13 protein-coding genes, 2 rRNA genes, 1 pseudogene and 2 riboswitches (1 of these 18 cut by a window edge) are annotated in these 17133 nt (G+C 69.2%); of the genes and pseudogenes, 3 read left to right on the top strand and 13 right to left on the bottom strand.

What is annotated here, in order from left to right; genetic code table 11:
- The first annotated feature begins 185 nt into the window (after positions 1 to 185).
- Positions 186 to 773 (top strand): hypothetical protein, encoded by a 588-nt coding sequence (locus tag ACQPW6_RS36965; RefSeq protein ID WP_433894101.1) that lies wholly within the window; start codon positions 186 to 188, stop codon positions 771 to 773.
- A 285-nt stretch (positions 774 to 1058) separates the two neighbouring features.
- Positions 1059 to 1265, top strand: coding sequence for a DUF5999 family protein (locus ACQPW6_RS36960; protein ID WP_433894100.1), 207 nt, complete (start codon positions 1059 to 1061; stop codon positions 1263 to 1265).
- Between the two features lie 117 nt (positions 1266 to 1382).
- Here the strand turns inward: ACQPW6_RS36960 and gcvP are convergent, their stop codons facing one another.
- A complete protein-coding gene (gcvP, locus tag ACQPW6_RS36955) occupies positions 1383 to 4286 on the bottom strand; it encodes an aminomethyl-transferring glycine dehydrogenase (RefSeq protein WP_433894099.1) in 2904 nt (967 codons plus the stop codon).
- A gap of 61 nt (positions 4287 to 4347) precedes the next feature.
- A riboswitch (glycine riboswitch) is annotated at positions 4348 to 4452 on the bottom strand.
- A 14-nt stretch (positions 4453 to 4466) separates the two neighbouring features.
- A riboswitch (glycine riboswitch) is annotated at positions 4467 to 4576 on the bottom strand.
- Positions 4577 to 4722: 146 nt separating this feature from the next.
- On the opposite strand from gcvP, the gene ACQPW6_RS36950 reads away from it, so the two are divergent.
- Positions 4723 to 5199 (top strand): PRC-barrel domain-containing protein, encoded by a 477-nt coding sequence (locus ACQPW6_RS36950; RefSeq protein WP_433894098.1) that lies wholly within the window; start codon positions 4723 to 4725, stop codon positions 5197 to 5199.
- Positions 5200 to 5225: 26 nt separating this feature from the next.
- Here the strand turns inward: ACQPW6_RS36950 and ACQPW6_RS36945 are convergent.
- The 12 genes and pseudogenes from ACQPW6_RS36945 to ACQPW6_RS36890 all read right to left on the bottom strand — a co-directional run.
- Positions 5226 to 6575: pseudogene (locus tag ACQPW6_RS36945) on the bottom strand (DNA polymerase IV); the annotation flags it as partial.
- Positions 6576 to 6716: 141 nt separating this feature from the next.
- Entirely contained in the window at positions 6717 to 7307 is a 591-nt protein-coding gene (locus ACQPW6_RS36940) for a MerR family transcriptional regulator (protein ID WP_433894097.1), read from the bottom strand.
- A 171-nt stretch (positions 7308 to 7478) separates the two neighbouring features.
- Positions 7479 to 7952 (bottom strand): bifunctional nuclease family protein, encoded by a 474-nt coding sequence (locus tag ACQPW6_RS36935; RefSeq protein ID WP_222970021.1) that lies wholly within the window; start codon positions 7950 to 7952, stop codon positions 7479 to 7481.
- Between the two features lie 92 nt (positions 7953 to 8044).
- Entirely contained in the window at positions 8045 to 8782 is a 738-nt protein-coding gene (gene ftsR, locus ACQPW6_RS36930) for a transcriptional regulator FtsR (protein ID WP_433894096.1), read from the bottom strand.
- Positions 8783 to 8803: 21 nt separating this feature from the next.
- On the bottom strand, positions 8804 to 9337 hold the full coding sequence (locus ACQPW6_RS36925; RefSeq protein ID WP_433894095.1) for an FHA domain-containing protein: 534 nt from the start codon (positions 9335 to 9337) through the stop codon (positions 8804 to 8806).
- Positions 9338 to 9695: 358 nt separating this feature from the next.
- The gene (locus ACQPW6_RS36920; protein ID WP_433894094.1) at positions 9696 to 10439 is read right to left on the bottom strand and encodes a DUF881 domain-containing protein; all 744 of its coding nucleotides are present in this window, start codon (positions 10437 to 10439) and stop codon (positions 9696 to 9698) included.
- 7 nt (positions 10440 to 10446) lie between these two features.
- Positions 10447 to 10779, bottom strand: coding sequence for a small basic family protein (locus ACQPW6_RS36915; RefSeq protein ID WP_311300372.1), 333 nt, complete (start codon positions 10777 to 10779; stop codon positions 10447 to 10449).
- A 9-nt stretch (positions 10780 to 10788) separates the two neighbouring features.
- Positions 10789 to 11715, bottom strand: a complete 927-nt coding sequence (locus ACQPW6_RS36910) for a DUF881 domain-containing protein (RefSeq protein WP_433894093.1) — start codon at positions 11713 to 11715, stop codon at positions 10789 to 10791.
- Between the two features lie 71 nt (positions 11716 to 11786).
- Positions 11787 to 14282 (bottom strand): sugar phosphate nucleotidyltransferase, encoded by a 2496-nt coding sequence (locus ACQPW6_RS36905; RefSeq protein ID WP_433894092.1) that lies wholly within the window; start codon positions 14280 to 14282, stop codon positions 11787 to 11789.
- Between the two features lie 23 nt (positions 14283 to 14305).
- Positions 14306 to 14914, bottom strand: coding sequence for a CDP-alcohol phosphatidyltransferase family protein (locus tag ACQPW6_RS36900; protein WP_433894091.1), 609 nt, complete (start codon positions 14912 to 14914; stop codon positions 14306 to 14308).
- A 118-nt stretch (positions 14915 to 15032) separates the two neighbouring features.
- Positions 15033 to 15149 (bottom strand): 5S ribosomal RNA (gene rrf, locus ACQPW6_RS36895).
- Between the two features lie 67 nt (positions 15150 to 15216).
- A 23S ribosomal RNA gene (locus ACQPW6_RS36890) occupies positions 15217 to 17133 on the bottom strand (it continues 1208 nt past the right edge of the window).

The raw sequence follows: 17133 nt of genomic DNA, 5'->3' as shown, positions 1-17133 counted from the left end.
TAGACGAAACACGGAGTGAACACGTGTCGTATAAACTCCGCGCACAAGGCAAAGCATCCGCCCTCGCCGGACGCGCCTGAGCAGGTTCCCCGCAGGCCGATCGGCCCCCGGTCGGCGAACCCGTCCCGGACCGTCCGCGCCACCGCCCGCCCGCACCACTGTGTCTCCCAGTGAGAGGCGACATCATGCCGCTGCTTGTACCCCCAGCACCTCCACCAGCACTGGTCAGCGTCCTGGCTGCGCTCAGCTCACCGTCCGCGGTCCTCGAAGCCCGTACCCCGGCACTGCGTGCCGCCGAAGGGCCGCTGACCCCCGAACACCCGCTGCCTGTCCATGTGTTCGAACCGGCCGCCGTCCCCGGTGGCCTGCCCCAGGCGCGGCTGACCGGCTGGCGGTTCCATATCAGGTCGGGGGAACTGGTGGCCGCCGCGGGCGAGACCGTGCTGACGCCTGACGGCTGGGTGTTCTCCCGCTTCTCCGAGGGACCGTTCCTGACCTCCACCGAGCGGGCGCTGCGGCAGGCCGATCTGCTGCCGACCGCGTACCAGCCGCACCTGCTGTCGGTGCCCGGGCTCTACATGCTGGCGCTGTGGCTGCACAGCGATCCGCGGGCCGACGCGGCCACCGCGCAGCCCGATCCGCTGGATCTGCTGGTGCCGCTCGCGCCGGCGCCGCCGGGCATCACCTCGCACCGGGTGCACCGGCTGGTGGACCTCGCCTCGGTGCTGAGCGTCCGGCTGGTGCCGCCGCCGCTCGCGGGATCGCCCGCCTGACGGCAGGGCCCGGCCTTCCGGTGCCCCCGCGACCGACCGGTCGCGGGGGCACCGGCGCGTTCGGCATATGCCGGTTCCGTCATGAACATGTGAGATACGCAACCACCCGGATGTGTGACGCGTCTCCATCGATTGAGCACAGCCTCGGTGAAATACCTGCGGATCCACGCCGGTAGAGCAACACTGAGATCGGCCGCACGCATGAACGGGGGGACGGAGATGAACCACGCAGACGACGCGACCAGCCGCACCACTCACCTACCGCAGCGAAAGACACCATCGACCATGTGCACACACGTACCGCAGTGCCCTACCGCAGAGTGTTCCGACCGTGAGGCCGCCTGCACCGTGGCCCACCACCCGGAGCAGGGCTGGAGCCTGCTGTGCAACGGGGTGGTGCTCTTCGAGGACACCGGCGAACTCCTGCCGGACGGGGAGATCATCGCACCGCACCGCCCGCTCGGCACCGAGCACATCACCACCGCGGCCTGACCGCCGCACCAGCCCGCCCAGCCGGTTCCCCTGAGTCCAGCGGAACCGGCTTCGTCGCGTCCGCGCCCGGTGGGACGGGCCGCCGCCGGCCGGAAGGCGCGGCGGCCGTCGCCTCCCTCAGCTCTCGTAGGCGTCGATCGGCGGGCAGGAGCAGACCAGGTTGCGGTCGCCGAAGGCGCCGTCGATCCGCCGCACCGGCGGCCAGTACTTGTCCGCCGGGCTGAGCCCGCCGGGGAAGACCGCCTCGGCCCGGCTGTACGGGTGCTCCCAGTCGCCGCCCAGCGCGGCCGCGGTGTGCGGGGCGTTGCGCAGCGGGTTGTCGCCGGCCGGCCAGGCGCCGGAGCCGACCTGGTCGATCTCGCCGCGGATCGCGATCATCGCCTCGCAGAACCGGTCGAGTTCGGCCAGGTCCTCGCTCTCGGTGGGCTCGATCATCAGGGTGCCGGCCACCGGGAACGACATGGTCGGCGCGTGGAAGCCGTAGTCGATCAGCCGCTTGGCGATGTCGTCCACGCTGACACCGGTCTCCTTGCTCAGCGGGCGCAGGTCGATGATGCACTCGTGCGCGACCAGGCCGCCGGGCCCCGCGTAGAGCACCGGGAAGTGCGGTTCGAGCCGCTTGGCCAGGTAGTTCGCGCTGAGTACGGCCACCTGGGTGGCGCGCCGCAGCCCCTCGCCGCCCATCAGCCGGACGTAGGTCCAGGAGATCGGCAGGATGCCGGCCGAGCCCCAGGGCGCGCCCGAGACCGGGCCGACGCCGGTGGCCGGGCCCGCGGCGGGCTGGAGCGGGTGGTTCGGCAGGTACGGCGCCAGGTGCGCGCGGACCGCGACCGGGCCGACGCCGGGGCCGCCGCCGCCGTGCGGGATGCAGAAGGTCTTGTGCAGGTTCAGGTGCGACACGTCGGCGCCGAACCGGCCGGGCCTGGCAAGGCCGACCAGCGCGTTGAGGTTCGCGCCGTCGACGTAGACCTGGCCGCCCGCGTCGTGCACGGCGGCGCAGATGTCGGTGATGTTGTCCTCGAAGACGCCGTGCGTGGACGGGTAGGTCACCATCAGCACGGCGAGCTCCGCGCGGTGCTGGTCGATCTTGGCGTGCAGGTCGGCCACGTCGACGTCGCCGTCGGCGCCGGTCCTCACCACCACGACCTTCATGCCGGCCATCACCGCGCTGGCGGCGTTGGTGCCGTGCGCGGAGGACGGGATCAGGCAGACCGTGCGGCCGGTGTCGCCGTTGCTCCGGTGGTAGGCGCGCACCGCGAGCAGCCCGGCCAGTTCGCCCTGCGAGCCGGCGTTGGGCTGCAGGCTGACCTTGTCGTAGCCGGTGATCTCGGCGAGCTGGTCCTCCAGGCCGCGGATCAGCGTCAGATAGCCCTCGGCCTGCTCCACCGGCACGAAGGGGTGCAGCGCGCCGAACTCCGGCCAGGTCACCGGCTCCATCTCGGTGGTCGCGTTGAGCTTCATGGTGCACGAGCCCAGCGGGATCATGCCGCGGTCCAGCGCGTAGTCGCGGTCGGCGAGCCGCCGCAGGTAGCGCAGCATCGCCGTCTCGCTGCGGTGCTGGTGGAACACCGGGTGGGTCAGGTACTCGTCGGTGCGCAGCAGGGCGGCGGGCAGCGCGTCCTCGGTGCCGGCGTCCAGCGCGTCGAGGTCGGCGCCGCCGTCCGCGCCGAAGGCGGCCAGTACCGCCGCGACCGCGGCACGGTCGGTGGTCTCGTCGCAGGAGACGCCGACCAGGTCGGTGTCGGTGAGCCGCAGGTTGACGCCGGCCTCGCGGGCGGCGGCCACCACCTCGGCGGCCCGGCCCGGCACCCGGGCGGTCAGCGTGTCGAAGTAGTCCTCGTGCACGATCCGCACACCGGCGGCCCGCAGCCCGGCGGCCAGCACCGCGGCGTAGCGGTGGGTGCGGCGGGCGATCTGCGCGAGGCCGTCGGGGCCGTGGTAGACGGCGTACATCCCGGCCATCACGGCGAGCAGCACCTGCGCGGTGCAGATGTTGCTGGTGGCCTTCTCCCGGCGGATGTGCTGCTCGCGGGTCTGCAGCGCCAGCCGGTACGCCTTGTCGCCGTCGGCGTCCACCGACACCCCGACCAGCCGTCCGGGCAGGTTGCGGGCGTAGGACTCACGGACCGCCATGTAGCCGGCGTGCGGGCCGCCGAAGCCCATCGGCACGCCGAACCGCTGGGTGGTGCCGACCGCGATGTCGGCGCCGAGCTCGCCCGGCGAGGTCAGCAGGGTCAGCGCCAGCAGGTCGGCGGCCACCGTGACGACCGCGCCGAGCTCGTGCGCCCGCTCGACGACCGGCCGCAGGTCGCGCACCGCGCCCGAGGCACCCGGGTACTGCAGCAGGACGCCGAAGATCCCGCGCTCGGCGGCCTCGGCCGGGATGCCGTCGCTCAGGTCGGCGACGACGACCTCGACGCCGGTGGGTTCTGCCCTGGTCCTGATCACCGCGGTGGTCTGCGGGAAGGTGTCGGCGTCGACCAGGAAGACCCCGCCCTTGACCTTCCCGACCCGGCGGGACAGCGCCATCGCCTCGGCGGCGGCGGTGCTCTCGTCGAGCAGCGAGGCGCCGGAGGTGGGCAGCCCGGTGAGGTCGGCGACCACGGTCTGGAAGTTCAGCAGCGCCTCGAGCCGGCCTTGCGAGATCTCCGGCTGGTAGGGCGTGTAGGCGGTGTACCAGGCCGGGTTCTCCATGACGTTGCGCAGGATCACCGGCGGGGTGAAGGTGCCGTAGTAGCCGAGGCCGATCATCGGGGCCAGCACCTGGTTGCGGTCGGCCAGCGCGCGCAGTTCGGCCAGCGCCTCCGCCTCGGTCCGCGCGGCGGGCAGGGCGAGCGCCTGCTCGCTCCTGATCGCGCCGGGCACCGCGGCGTCGGTGAGCTCGTCCAGCGAGCCGTAGCCGATCTGGGCGAGCATCTTGGCCTGCGCCCCGGAGTCGGGGCCGATGTGGCGGCGGTCGAACGGGACGCCCGCTTCGAGGGCGGCGAGCGGGGCCCGGCGGGAATTGCGGCGGTCGTTCATCGGCGGCGGCCTCCTGGTCAGTGACGACCTTCGGGGGTGCCGCGGCGCGGGCACCCGTACGGCCTCCCCCTCTGTCATCGGAACCTGAGAGCTTCACCGCCCCGGCCGGGGCGGCTTTCACCGTCGGTGAGGACACGTACCGGAAGGCGTTTCCGGAGCGGGTCCTGCTTTCCAGAGTGACCTGCCCATGCGGTACGGATGCCTGAGAGATTCCGGGGAGGAGTTGCTCCTTCGGCGTCTCCTGGGGCGGCGTCCTCGCGCGCTCCCTGAGACTCTCCCGCATGGGGTATACAGCCGGGATCAAGCCTACCAGCGCGTCGAACGAACGGGCCGGACCGGCCGGTCGGCGCGCTGAGCGGGCCGGTTCGAGTCGACACCGGGGCGGTTGTGCCTTTGGCTGGTACTCGACAGCCGTCGTCGTTTGGTTGGAGGGACCGTGCAGACGGACATCGATCCGCGCAGCCTGATCGGCCGCCGCGCCTTCGACCGGGACGGCGCGAAGATCGGTACGGTGGACGAGGTGTATCTCGACGACGCCACCGGCGCGCCGGAGTGGGCCGCGGTACGCACCGGCCTGTTCACCCGGGACGCGTTCGTGCCGCTGGAGCCGAGCCGGCTGGTCCAGGACGAGCTGCGGGTGCCGTTCAAGAAGGCGCTGATCAGGGACGCGCCGGACTTCGGCGTCGGCCGCCATCTGTCGCCCGAGCAGGAGCTGCAGCTCTACCACCACTACGGGATGGAAGTGCCGTCCGACGGTGTGGCGCCGCCGGCGCCCGCGCCCGACCGGGACTTCGGCGAGCTGGCCGGCGGCGAGCCGCCGTCCGGGCCGCCCTCGGGATCACCGTCAGGGCCGCCTTCCGGTTCCCCGTCGGGGTCGGCCTCCGGATCGGCCAACGGCGCCGACAAGAGCTGAACCGGCACGCTCCGCCCCGGCAGAGGCCCCTCGGGCACCAGTGGCAGCGGTTCGCTGTGCGACAGCCCAGGGTCGTCCACCGGGAAGGTGCGCACCCGGCCGGGCAGCAGGTCGGAGGGCACCTCGAAGCGGACCGTGACCCGCCCGACGCCGCTGCCCTGCACCCAGCCGGCCCCGTACTCGGCGTGCTCGACGTCCTGGCCGGGCAGCCAGCGGCGGCCGGCCCGCTCGGTCACCGGCGGCGGGGCCGAGGGCAGTTCGGGCGGCGCGGGCTCGCCGTCCGCCCGCTTCTCGTTCTGCGCCTGCGCGAACAGGTCCTCCTGGGTGAAGTCCGCCAGTCCCGCCACGCCCACCCCGAGCAGCCGTACGCCGCCGGTGGTGTCGACGGACTCGGCGAGCCTGCGGGCGGTCTCCCGTACGACGCCGAGGTCGTCGGTGGGCGCGCGCAGCGTCTCGGAGCGGGTCAGGGTGGAGAAGTCGTACCGGCGGACCTTGACCACCACCGTGCGCCCCGAGCGGCCCGCGCCCTGCAACCGCTGCACGCAGCGGTCGGCCAGCCGGTCGATCTCGTACCGCACATGGGCGCGGTCGGTGAGGTCACTGTCGTAGGTGTCCTCCACCGAGATGGACTTCACGTCCCGGTCGGCGACCACCGGCCGGTTGTCGAGGCCGGCGGCCATCGTGTAGAGCGAGGCGCCGTGTGCCTTGCCCAGCAGCCGTACCAGCTCCGATTCGCCGGTCCTGGCGATCTCGCCCACGGTGAAGATGCCGGCCCTGCGCAGGTGCTCGGCGGTGGCCGGGCCGACGCCCCACAGCGTGCGTACCGGCATCGGGTCGAGCAGTGCCTGCTCGGTGCCTGGCTCGACCACCACCAGGCCGTCCGGCTTGGCCTGCTCGGAGGCGATCTTGGCGAGCAGCTTGGAGCCGGCCAGGCCCACGGAGGCGGTCAGCCCGGTGGCCGACAGGATCCGGGCGCGCAGCTCGACGGCGACGGTCCGCGGGTCGGCGCCGACGGTACCGGTGGCACCGGCGGTACCGGCCTCCAGGTCGAGGAACGCCTCGTCCAGGCTGAGCGGTTCTATCAGCGGGGAGACCTCGGCCAGCAGCGCCATCACCGTCTCGCTGATCCGCCGGTAGAGGCCGAAGCGCGGGATGAGGTAGGCGGCGTTGGGCACCAGCCTGCGGGCGTGTGCGGTGGCCATCGCGGAGTGGACGCCGTGCACGCGTGCCTCATAGGACGCGGTCGCCACGACGCCGCGGGGCCCGAGGCCGCCGACCACCACCGGCTTGCCCCGCAGGCTCGGCTTGGAGGCCTGCTCGACCGCGGCGAAGAACGCGTCCATGTCCAGGTGCAGGATCGTCGGCGCACTTCTCACGATTACCGATAGTGCCGCACAGCACCGACATAAGCCGTACATCTGTACGGCACGGCGGCCGGTTCATGACCGTAGGGCCGGGTTCACGCCCTGCGGCAGGTCCCCCGTAACCGATTCCGGCGATTCCCGGATCCGGGCCGGTCAGACCGCCCGATTGCGCCGGGCGGCCAGTTCGTCGGAGGGATTGTGGCCGACCAGGGTCTCCCCGGTGTCCACCCGCTCTCCGTGCAGCTGGGACAGCGAGCTCTCCACGTCCCGCCAGACGACCCCCACGGCGATCCCGAAGACCCCCTGGCCGCCCTGGAGCAGGTCCACCACCTCGTGCGGCGAGGTGCACTCGTACACCGTGGCGCCGTCGCTCATCAGGGTGACCCGGGCCAGCTCGGACGGGGCCACCGACCGCAGGTGGTGCACCGCCGTCCGGATGTTCTGCAGCGACACCCCGGTGTCGAGCAGCCGCTTGACTATCTTCAGCACCACCACGTCACGGAAGCTGTACAGCCGCTGGCCGCCCGAGCCCTGTGCGGAGCGGACCGAGGGTTCGACCAGGCCGGTGCGGGCCCAGTAGTCGAGCTGCCGGTAGGTGATGCCGGTGGCGGCACACGCGGTGGGACCGCGGTAGCCGACCTGCTCGGGCACCACATCGCCGGCCGGGGCGCCGGAGGCACAGGTCAGAGCCCCCCGGGGCGGAAATGCGTCGCCGGTCGCCAGACCGTCGCCGGTGCTTCTCACGCCGCCCTCCGTCCCTTCGCGTCCCGGGGCGGCGCGCACGGCACGTGCCATCGGGACTTTCCGCTCCGACGTTAGGCAGTCACCAGGGGTGCGTCAACGATCGCCACACTCGCCACGCCGAGTGATATTCACCCCAAGAGTGGTTTGACCCGGCCGATGGCCGGGAACGGCTCACTGGTTGCTGGTGCCGAAGTCCTCGGGCGAGATCTGGTCGAGGAACTCGCGGAACTTCTCCACCTCGTCCTCCTGCTCGTCCGGGATGGCGATCCCCGCGTCGTCGAGCACCCCGTCACTGCCGTAGATCGGCGTGCCGGTGCGCAGGGCGAGCGCTATGGCGTCGGACGGGCGGGCACTGACCTCGACACCGCTGGCGAAGACCAGCTCGGCGTAGAAGACGCCTTCCCGCAGATCGGTGATGCGGACCTCGGTGAGGGACTGCCCGACCGCTTCCAGGACGTCCTTGAAGAGGTCATGGGTCAGCGGTCGCGCAGGCGTCATGCCCTGCTGCGCGAATGCGATGGCCGTCGCCTCGCCCGGCCCGATCCAGATGGGCAGGTACCGGTCGCCTCCCACTTCACGCAGGAGCACGATCGGTTGGTTGGAGGGCATTTCGACCCGGACACCCACAACGTCGAGCTCGTTCACACAGCAACCCTAGGACGTGCCCGGCGGGTTTGGGTAGTCGGGCATCCCGAAGCGCGGACTCCCGGCACCGACCGGACGGCGGAATATGCCGCTCAGCGCAGCCGCAGCCGAAGTGCCGACTGGACCATGGCCGCGTGCAGCCGTACGGAGAGTTCGGCCAGTTCTCTGGCGGTGGCCTCGGCATGGAGCCGGGTCTGCGGGTTGCGGTGCCGGCGCAGCGGCGCCACCACGGTCTCCACCAGGCCCGCCTCCCGGTCGGCTGCGGCCTTCACGGCCCGCAGATGGCGCGGTTCGAGGCCGAAGCGCGCCAGGTCGGCCAGCAGCCGGCCGATGGCGACCGTCTCGGCGTCGAAGCCGCCGTCCCGGCCGGCCGCGACCAGGCCGTAGGACTCCCACTGCTCCAGCTGGGCGCTGTCGGCCCCCGTGGCGGCCATCAGCTCGTCCCGGCCGATCCGCAGCTCCGCGGGCGTCTCCGGCTCGACTGCGGCCCCCTGGGAGCCCTCCGGGCTCTCCGCGGCGGACGGCAGCGACACCCGTTCGCCGTTCTCCAGACCGTCCAGGTGCTCCCTGATCACCCGCAGCGGCAGATAGTGGTCCCGCTGCACGCGCAGCACGTAGGCCAGCCGCTCCACGTCCCGGGCGTTGAACTTCCGGTAGCCCGACGGGGTGCGCTGCGGTTCGACCAAGCCCTCCGCCTCCAGGAAGCGGATCTTGGAGATGGTCACCTCGGGGAACTCGTCCCGCAGCTGCCCCAGTACCGCGCCGATGCTCAGCAGGGCGGTGTCCTCGGTGGCGGTGCCGTCTCCGGCACCGCCCTGCGTTCTCGGCATGAACACCTTTCCGGGGGAGGGTCAGATACCCCGCTGACTCGCGTAGAAGACCAGCCGGTACTTGCCGATCTGCACCTCGTCGCCGTTGGACAGCGGCACGGCGTCGATCCGCTCCCGGTTGACGTACGTGCCGTTCAGGCTGCCCACGTCGGAGACCGTGAAGCGGCCGTCCTGGCCGCGGCGGAACTCCACATGACGGCGGGAGACGGTGACATCGTCCAGGAAGATGTCACTTTGCGGGTGGCGCCCCGCCGTGGTCAGGTCGCCGTCGAGCAGGAACCTGCTGCCGGAGTTCGGACCGCGGCGCACGATCAGCAGCGCCGAGCCCATCGGCAGCGCGTCCACCGCGGACTGCGCCTCGGGCGACAGCGACGGCGTCGGGGTCTGCCCCGTGGCCTCCGCCTCGTACGCCTCGATACCGGAGATCGAGATCGTGGACGTGGTCTCCGAGGCACTCTGCGACGGACCGCCCGCGGCCCGCAACGGCGCGCCGCAGTTGGAGCAGAAGCGACTGGCCTCCGCATTGGTGTGCCCGCACCTGCTGCATACCGGCAAACCGAACCCTCCACCCGGGGTCGAGGCTGATGGTTCCTGGGAACCTATGCGCGCGGACGACGCAGGGTCAACAGGCGCCACGCCGGGCGCGCCGGAGAACTCCGGCCCCGACTGCTGCCCGTCGTTCCTGAACAGCGGGCGGTCACCGGGCTGTCCCTCCTCGGACAGGCTCCGCGGTGCACGATGCCGCGCCGTCGCCGGATCACCCGACTGCCGCGCGCTCTTGCCGAACAACTTCCCAAACAACTTCACGGGCGATTCCCCTTGAAAGAAGCAGACCCGCCCGTGGGGCAGGACGAACCCTCGCTACACACAGTTTCCCCTACAACGCACCCCGACAACTCCCCGACCCCCGGCGTCACTGGGAGGACGACCGAGCGTAGTCAGGCTGCTTCGACGGCCGCAAGGCGTCCACGATGATCTTCTGCGCTCTGACGACATCCGCGGTGGCCTGCTCCTTCTCCAGCGTCTGCACCACGCCGCCCGGGATGTTCAGCGCCGGCTCCAGATCCTGCGGGTTGCCGATCACCTTGAACACGTACGGCTGGGACACCTTGTGCCCGTCGATCAGCACTCCATCGGTCGCCTGGGTGAAGTACGTGTCCGCCACCACCCGTACGCCGTTGATCTGGATCGCCTCCGCGCCGGCCGCCCGCAGCTCCTGGATCGTGTCGAGCAGCGAGTCGGCCTCGACGCTGCCGTGCGGGTCGGTGACGGTCAGCGTGATGCCCGGGCCCTGCGCGGCGACCGTACCGGCCAGCACGCCCAGCTCCCTGGCCTTCTGCTGGGTCTGCTTGAGCGCCTCGGCGGCCTGGTCGGAGCTGGTCTCCAGCTCCGAGCGCTGGCTCTCCAGGCCCCGCTTCTCGTCGTCGAGGCGCTGGGTGCGGTTGTCCACCTCGGTGAGGATGCGGACCAGGTCCTCCTGCCGGGCACCGCGCAGGGCGCCGCCGCTGTCGCTGGTGGAGCGGACCTGGATGGCCAGGCCGAGGCCCAGGACGAAGAGCAGCACGGCGACGATCAGCTGGGCGCGGGTCAGCCGCGGCGGCCACAGCCCGGCCAGCAGCCGCTGCCGGCCGGTGGGCCCGTCGTTCTGGTCGGTCATGCCGCTGTCACGCCCGGAAGACATGGCGGCGGATGGCCGCCGCGTTGGAGAAGATCCGGATGCCCAGCACCACCACGACGCCGGTGGACAGCTGCGAACCGACGCCCAGCTTGTCGCCGAGGAAGACGATCAGGGCGGCCACCACCACGTTGGACAGGAACGACACGACGAACACCTTGTCGTCGAAGATCCCGTCAAGCATGGCCCGCAGGCCGCCGAAGACCGCGTCGAGCGCGGCCACCACGGCGATGGGGAGATAGGGCTCCACTCCTGAGGGCACCACGGGGCGCACCACGAGCCCGACCACGACCCCCACGACGAGGCCCAGTACGGCGATCACTTCGAACCCTCAGCCCTTCCCTGTTCCCGCGGTGCCGTCCGGCTGCGCGCCGGGCACCGGCTTGGCATAGCGCACGATCAGGCTGGGCGCGGCCGCCAGCCGCAGGTCGCCCTGGACGGAGATGCTGGACCTGATTCCGTAGTCCTGCTGGAGTACGTGCAGATACTGGCCGTCCGCACTGTCCTGGAATGCCGTGCTCAACCGCTCCCCGTCCCCGATCGCCAGCACCGTGTACGGCGGCACCAGCGGTTTGTTGTCCACCAGTATGGCGTCACCGGCGGCCCGGATCGCCGACAGTTCGGTGAGCCGTTGGCCGTTGACGGTGATCGCCTCGGCGCCGGACGCCCACAGGCCGTTGACGACGCGCTGCATGTCGCGGTCCCGTACCCGCCCGGTGTCGGAGAAGCCGTTGCTCTCCCTGGGGCCGCCGCTGAGGTCCTGGGAGGCCTCCTTGGCGTCGTCGACCACCAGCTTCACGCCGGGGCCGTGCACGGGCGTGGCACCGGCGAGGAGTTCGAGCAGCTGGTTGCCGTCGCCGCCCTGCTCGTGCAGCGCGGCCCGCTGCTCGTTGGAAACGGTGTCGCGCAGCGAGTCCACGCTCTTCTGCAGCGCGTCGGCGTTCCTGGTCTCGGTCTGCACCCGGTCGATGAGCTTCTGCCGCTCCTTGGCCGCGGTAGGCGCCGACACCTGCGCCTGCGCGGCGCCCAGCGTCACCACCACCGCGGCCAGCACCAGGCCCGCGCCGAGCCACAGCCGGCCGCTGAGCGCCTGCGGCAGCCGCGAGGTGCCGGTGGCGCCGCGGCGGGCCGCGGCCTCCGCGTAGCCGTCGTCGAGGCTGTGCTCCATGACGTTGGTGAGCAGCGACATGGACGCATCAGGACGCCGCTGAGCAGCCCCGGGCGCGGGGCTGCTCCGATCGGGTTGCTGCTGCGGCATGCCGCACATCGTCGCACGTCGGGACGTCTTACTCGAACGGCCCCCGCACGGCGCGTCGTTCGGGACTCGAATCAGCGTCCGGCGCTCTCCACGACCTCCGACCACTCCTCGAGCAGTGCCTGCGTGGACGCGTCGTCCGGCCCCTCGGCCCACAGGTGCGTGACGGCCTCGGCGGGGTCGGGCAGCACCATCACCCAGCGCCCGTCCGTCTCGACCACGCGCACACCGTCGGTGGTGTCCACCGACCGCTCGCCGGCCTCCTCGACCACCCGGCGCATCACGGAGCCCTTGACGGCCCACGGCGTCGGCACGTCCCGCTTCTGCACATGCGCCCGCGGGATGCGGGCGTCGATCTGGCTGAGGGTGAGCTGCGTGCGCGCCACCAGCCCGATCAGCCGGACGAAGGCCGCGGAGCCGTCGAACACGCTGCTGAACTCGGGGATGATGAAGCCGCCACGGGCGTCGCCGCCGAAGATCGTGCCCTCCTCGCGGCCGACCCGGGTCAGGTCGTCGGGCGAGGTAGTCGTCCAGGTGACCTGGGTGCCGTGGTAGGCGGCAACCTGCTCGGCGATCCTGGTGGTGGTGACCGGCAGCGCCACCCGGCCGCTGCGGCGCTCCGCCGCGACCAGGTCGAGCATCACGAGCAGCGCCCGGTCGTCCTCCACGATCCGGCCGCGCTCGTCCACCAGGGACAGCCGCTCGCCCACCGGGTCGAAGCGCACGCCGAAGGCGGCCCGCGAGGAGGAGACCATCTCGCCGAGCCGTACGAGGCCGGCCCGCCGGCTCTCCTCGGTCTCGGTCGGCCTGGCCTCGTCAAGGCCCGGGTTGATCGTCAGCGCGTCCACCCCGAGCCTGCCGAGCAGGCTGGGCAGCACCAGGCCGGCGCTGCCGTTGGCGGCGTCGACCACGACCTTCAGCCCGGCGTCGGCGATCCCCGAGATGTCCACCGCGCGCAGCAGGGCGCCGGTGTACGAGTCGAAGACCGTGGCGGGGAAGCGCAGGTCGCCGATCTCACCGGGGAACGCCCTGCGGTACTCCTGGCGGGCGAAGACCCGGTCCAGCTTGCGCTGGCCGGCCGCCGACAGGTCGGCGCCGCGCTCGTCGAAGAACATGATGTCGAGCGAGTCGGGCCGGCCGGGCGACGTCCTGATCATGATGCCGCCGGCGCTGCCGCGCGCGGTCTGCTGCCTGGCCACCGGCATCGGGACGTTCTCCAGGTCCCGTACGTCGATGGCGCTGGTCTGCAGCGCGGAGATCACCGCACGCTTGAGGGCTCGCGCACCACGGGAGTGGTCACGGGCGGTGGTCACGGTGGCGCCCTTCTTGAGCGTGGTGGCGTACGCGCCGGCCAGCCGGACGGCGAGCTCCGGCGTGATCTCCACGTTCAGGATGCCGGACACCCCGCGGGCGCCGAACAGATTCGCCTGTCCGCGGGACTCCCAGATGACCGACGTGTTGACGAAGGCGCCGGCCTCGATCGTCTTGAACGGGTACACCCGTACGTTGCCCGCGATGATCGACTCCTCGCCGATCAGGCACTCGTCGCCGATCACGGCGCCGTCGTCGATCCGGGCGGCCCGCATCACGTCGGTGTTCTTGCCGATGACGCAGCCGCGCAGATTGGTCTGCTGGCCGACGTACACGTTGTCGTGGATGACGGCCTTGTGCAGGAACGCGCCGGTCTTCACCACCACGTTGGAGCCGATGACGCTGTGCTCGCGGATCTCCGCGCCCGCCTCGACCTTCGCGTAGTCGCCGATGAACAGCGGTCCGCGCAGTATGGCGTCGGGGTGCACGTCGGCACCCTCGGCCACCCACACACCGGGCGAGATCTCGAAGCCGTCGATATCGACGTCCACCTTGCCTTCGAGGACGTCCGCCTGGGCCTTCACATAGCTCTCGTGGGTGCCGACGTCCTCCCAGTAGCCCTCGGCGATGAAGCCGTAGATGGGCTTGCCCTCCTTCATGAGCTGGGGGAAGACATCACCCGACCAGTCGACGGACACGTCGGCCTCGACGTAGTTGAAGACCTCGGGCTCCATCACGTAAATGCCGGTGTTCACCGTGTCGGAGAACACCTGGCCCCAGGTGGGCTTCTCCAGGAAGCGTTCGACCTTGCCCTCGTCATCGACGATGGTGATGCCGAACTCCAGCGGGTTGGGCACCCGGGTCAGGCAGACGGTGACCAGGCCGCCCTTTTCCTTGTGGAATTCGATCAGCTCGGTCAGGTCGAAATCGGTGAGGGCATCGCCCGAAATAACCAGGAAGGAGTCGTCCTTCAACGCGTCCTCGGCGTTCTTGACGCTTCCGGCCGTCCCCAACGGCTTTTCCTCGTTGGCGTAGGTCAACTCCATCCCGTAGTCCTCGCCGTCCCCGAAGTAATTCTTCACCAGGGAGGCGAGGAACTGGACTGTGACCACCGTCTCAGTGAGTCCATGCCGTTTGAGCAGCGTCAGCACATGCTGCATGATCGGGCGGTTCACCACTGGCAGCAGAGGTTTGGGCATGCTCGAGGTCATTGGGCGAAGGCGTGTACCTTCGCCGCCGGCCATCACAACCGCCTTCATGTCGGAAACGTCCTCCTCGTGACTCAGTCAGCCGTGGTGTCCGCCCTCACAAGTCGGCGGACCTGCACCACATAGAGGATCCCTGCCCACCAGTACAGGGTTGTACCCCAACCTGTGAACGCCCAGCCGAAAACAGCTGCCAGGGTCGCAAGCCATCCGCTTCCGTCGCTCAGCAGGAGCAACGGAAAGGCGTACATGAGGTTGAAGGTAGCCGCTTTGCCGATGAAGTTCACCTGGGGTGGGCCGTAGCGGTGTCTCCGCAGAATCAGCAGCATCACCGCCATCATGGCCTCGCGGGCCAGCAGCAGGATCGTCACCCACAGCGGGAGGATGTCCCGCCAGGTCAGCCCGACCAGCGTGGACAGTACAAACAGCCGGTCGGCGGCCGGATCGAGCAGCCGGCCGAGGTTGCTGATCTGATTCCAGCGACGGGCCAGCTTGCCGTCCAGGTAGTCACTCACACCGCTCAACGCGAGCACGAGGAGTGCCCAGCCGTCAGCTTTGGGGCCGTCGAACTCGGGCCACAGAATCAGCCACAGGAACACCGGTACGCCGGCCAGCCTGGCCATACTCAGGATGTTGGGGATCGTGAAGATCCGGTCCGTTTGTACCCGTGTCTCCTGGACCTCCACCGGGGGCCCCTCCTGTGTTCCTGTGTATCCATGCGTGAACCTTCGGGCCAGACTCTACCCCAGGCACAAAAAGGGCCTGGCCCCGGATCAAGGATCCGGGGCCAGGCCCCTAAAGTTTGTTCGGCGGCGTCCTACTCTCCCACAGGGTCCCCCCTGCAGTACCATCGGCGCTTTGAGGCTTAGCTTCCGGGTTCGGAATGTAACCGGGCGTTTCCCTCACGCTATGACCACCGAAACACAATGAAACAACAGCGGTACAACACGCTGGTTGCCTCAGAACTACACAGTGGACGCGTACAACTATGGACAAGCCCTCGGCCTATTAGTACCGGTCAGCTCCACCCCTCACAGGGCTTCCACATCCGGCCTATCAACCCAGTCGTCTACTGGGAGCCTTACCCCCTCAAGGGGGTGGGAGTCCTCATCTCGAAGCAGGCTTCCCGCTTAGATGCTTTCAGCGGTTATCCCTCCCGAACGTAGCCAACCAGCCATGCCCTTGGCAGGACAACTGGCACACCAGAGGTTCGTCCGTCCCGGTCCTCTCGTACTAGGGACAGCCCTTCTCAAGACTCCTACGCGCGCAGCGGATAGGGACCGAACTGTCTCACGACGTTCTAAACCCAGCTCGCGTACCGCTTTAATGGGCGAACAGCCCAACCCTTGGGACCGACTCCAGCCCCAGGATGCGACGAGCCGACATCGAGGTGCCAAACCATCCCGTCGATATGGACTCTTGGGGAAGATCAGCCTGTTATCCCCGGGGTACCTTTTATCCGTTGAGCGACGGCGCTTCCACAAGCCACCGCCGGATCACTAGTCCCTACTTTCGTACCTGCTCGACCCGTCAGTCTCACAGTCAAGCTCCCTTGTGCACTTACACTCAACACCTGATTGCCAACCAGGCTGAGGGAACCTTTGGGCGCCTCCGTTACTCTTTAGGAGGCAACCGCCCCAGTTAAACTACCCACCAGACACTGTCCCTGATCCGGATCACGGACCGAGGTTAGACATCCAGCACGACCAGAGTGGTATTTCAACGACGACTCCCCGATGGCTGGCGCCACCGGCTCACAGTCTCCCACCTATCCTACACAAGCCGAACCGAACACCAATATCAAGCTATAGTAAAGGTCCCGGGGTCTTTCCGTCCTGCTGCGCGAAACGAGCATCTTTACTCGTAGTGCAATTTCACCGGGCCTATGGTTGAGACAGTCGAGAAGTCGTTACGCCATTCGTGCAGGTCGGAACTTACCCGACAAGGAATTTCGCTACCTTAGGATGGTTATAGTTACCACCGCCGTTTACTGGCGCTTAAGTTCTCAGCTTCGCCACGACGAATCATGACTAACCGGTCCCCTTAACGTTCCAGCACCGGGCAGGCGTCAGTCCGTATACATCGCCTTACGGCTTCGCACGGACCTGTGTTTTTAGTAAACAGTCGCTTCTCGCTGGTCTCTGCGGCCACCCCCAGCTCAGAGTGCAAGACTCATCACCAGTGATGGCCCCCCTTCTCCCGAAGTTACGGGGGCATTTTGCCGAGTTCCTTAACCATAGTTCACCCGAACGCCTCGGTATTCTCTACCTGACCACCTGAGTCGGTTTAGGGTACGGGCCGCCATAAAACTCGCTAGAGGCTTTTCTCGACAGCATAGGATCATCCACTTCACCACAATCGGCTCGGCATCAGGTCTCAGACTATGTGCGCGACGGATTTACCTACCGCACGTCCTACACCCTTACCCCGGGACAACCACCGCCCGGGCTGGACTACCTTCCTGCGTCACCCCATCGCTTACCTACTACCCCCTCGGGTCAGCGGCTCCACCACTCCCACCTCGTCCGAAGACTCAGCAGGCGGCTTCACGGCTTTAGCATCAGAAGATTCAGCATTGGGCGTTTCATAGCGGGTACCGGAATATCAACCGGTTGTCCATCGACTACGCCTGTCGGCCTCGCCTTAGGTCCCGACTTACCCTGGGCAGATCAGCTTGACCCAGGAACCCTTAGTCAATCGGCGCAAGAGTTTCCCACTCTTGTATCGCTACTCATGCCTGCATTCTCACTCGTGAACCGTCCACCACTGCCTTCCGGCGCGGCTTCACCCGGCACACGACGCTCCCCTACCCATCACAGCGGGCGTTGGCCCTATTGCTGCAATGACACGACTTCGGCGGTACGCTTGAGCCCCGCTACATTGTCGGCGCGGAATCACTTGACCA

This window comes from Streptomyces sp. CA-111067, assembly GCF_050956065.1.
Taxonomy (GTDB): Bacteria; Actinomycetota; Actinomycetes; order Streptomycetales; family Streptomycetaceae; genus Actinacidiphila.
This window is presented reverse-complemented; position numbering and strand designations above follow the sequence as displayed.